The organism is Halomonas sp. NCCP-2165 (genome assembly GCF_023708045.1).
Taxonomy (GTDB): Bacteria; Pseudomonadota; Gammaproteobacteria; order Pseudomonadales; family Halomonadaceae; genus Bisbaumannia; species Bisbaumannia pacifica.
The window spans coordinates 1-1,864 of sequence record NZ_BRCY01000058.1; the positions used below are offsets into that span (position 1 = coordinate 1).

The following is a 1,864-nucleotide window of genomic DNA, read 5'->3' on the forward strand; positions in this document are numbered from 1 at the left end:
CCCCCACATTGCCCTGTTGCCTCCCCCCCCTCAGCCGTTATGCTGAGGCCAGGTTCCACGGAATGAGCTCACCATGCCCCCACGCCTGCTGCCTCCCCTGCTGCTCAGCACCCTGCTCGCCGCCTGCCAGGGGACGCCCTTCACGCCCCCGGCACCGCCGGTGGCGGATCCCCTGGCCAGCGCCCCGCCGGTGACCCAGGGCCTGGACGCCGAGGGCCTGGCCAGCCTGCTGACGGCGGAGCTGGCCGGCCAGCGCGGCGACTACCGGCGCGCCACCGAGGGCTACCTGAGCGCCGCCGAGCGCTACGGCGACCCCGCCCTGGTGGAGCGCGCCGCCCTGGCGGCGCGCTTCAGCGAGGACATGAGCCTGCTGGAGGAGGCCGCCCGCCGCTGGCAGGAGCAGGCCCCCGAGGCACAAGGACCGCTGCGCCTGCTGGCCAGCCTGGCCCTGCAGCGGGGCGACTGGGAGGGCGCCCTGGAGGCACGCCTGGCGTTGAGCGAACGCGGCGCTGAAGGCGATCTCGCCGGCTTCGCCGAGCTGGCCATCGAGCAGGGCGCCTACCTGCCGCCGCTGCGGGAGCGGCTGCGCGCCTTCCTCGAGACGCTGCCCACTGAGGCGCCGCGACATCATGACGCGGCCCTGGCCACCGCCCTGCTGGAGGCCGCCAGCGGCGAGCGCCTCGCCGCCGAGGCCCGGCTGACCCGCCTCGCCGAGGCGCGCCCCCATGATCCGGCCCTGTGGCTGCTGCGCGCCCAACTGGCCCTGGAGGCCGAGGACGGCGCCGGCGCCCGGCGCGCGGCGCGGCGCGGCCTGGCATTGGCCCCGGACGACAGCCGCTTCACCCTGGCCCTGGCCCAGGCGGAGCTGCAGCTGGGCCGGGTGGCCGCCGCCGAGGCCCAGACCGACAGCCTGCTGGCCTACCACGGCGAACACCAGGAGCTGCGCCTGGCGCTGGCGCGCCTCTACCTGGAGCATGACGCCCCGGCCCCGGCCCGCCGCCTGCTGCTGCCGCTGATCGACGCCGACGACACCCCGGCGCCGGCCTACCTGCTGCTGGGCGGCATCGCCGCCGCCGAGGGCGAGGTGGACAATGCCCTGCTCTACTATCGCCAGGTGCCGCCGGGGGAGGTCTTCCTCGCCGCCCGCCTGCAGGCGGTCCGCCTGCTCGACGAGGCGGGACGCTTCGACGAGGCCCGCGAGTGGCTCGCCGAGGAGCGCCGCCGCCATCCCGACGAGGCCAGCCGCCTGGCCGTCCTGGAGGTGGAACTGCTCGACGAGCGCGAGCGCTCCGCCGAGGCGACGGCCCTGCTGGACCGCCTGCTGGTGCGCCACCCGGCCGACGCCGAGCTGCGTTACCTGCGCGCCATGCGGGCCTACCAGGCCGGCGAGGTCGCCGCCATGGAAGCCGACCTGCGCGAACTGCTGCGCCGCGACCCGGACAACGCCCTGGCCCTGAATGCCCTGGGCTACACCTATGCGGACGAGGATCGCCGCCTCGACGAGGCCGAGGACCTGATCACCCGGGCCCACGAGCTGGCCCCCGATAACGCCGCCATCCTCGATAGCCTGGGCTGGCTGCGCTATCGCCAGGGCGCCCCCGAGGCCGCCCTGCCCCACCTGGAGCGCGCCTACGCGCTGATGCCGGACCAGGAAGTGGCCGCCCACCTGATCGAGGTGCTCTGGGCCCTGGGCCGCCACGACGAGGCCCGAGCCCGCCTCGCCGAGGCCCTGGAACGCTTCGCGACACGCCCCTTGATCGACGACCTGCTGCAACGCCAGCCCTCTCTGCTTGACCGGGACACCCCATGACGCGACTGCTCGCCCCCCTGCTGATGCTGGCCCTGCTGGCCGGCTGTGCCACCC

1 protein-coding gene is annotated in these 1,864 nt (G+C 75.5%); it reads left to right on the top strand.

Annotation, left to right across the window (positions count from 1 at the left end):
• Window positions 1-73: 73 nt before the first annotated feature.
• A complete protein-coding gene (locus NFU04_RS16285) occupies window positions 74-1,810 on the top strand; it encodes a tetratricopeptide repeat protein (RefSeq protein WP_251310451.1) in 1,737 nt (578 codons plus the stop codon).
• Window positions 1,811-1,864: the final 54 nt, after the last annotated feature.